At 52.9% G+C, this 238-nt stretch carries 1 pseudogene; it reads left to right on the top strand.

What is annotated here, in order from left to right:
• Positions 1-238 (top strand): annotated as a pseudogene (locus KVT28_RS28015) (two-component sensor histidine kinase); the annotation flags it as partial.

Raw genomic sequence — 238 nt, forward strand, 5'->3', positions numbered from 1 at the left:
GAAGCCCGTGGCGCTAAATGAGATCATTGATTCGGTCGTAAAAGTGCACACGTTGCCAGCCAATGCACGTGAAATGACCACCCAAGTTGATCTGCAAGTGCATCATTGTCTGGCTGAAGCGACGCTGCTGCAGCAGGTGATCGATAACCTCTATACGAACGCCGTGAACTACGGCAGCGAATCCGGAAACATCTGGCTGCAGAGCCAGCAGAAGGGCAACCAGGTATGGATTGAGGTG

The organism is Pantoea sp. GbtcB22, from assembly GCF_019091025.1.
In the GTDB taxonomy this organism is placed as follows: Bacteria; Pseudomonadota; Gammaproteobacteria; order Enterobacterales; family Enterobacteriaceae; genus Pantoea; species Pantoea leporis.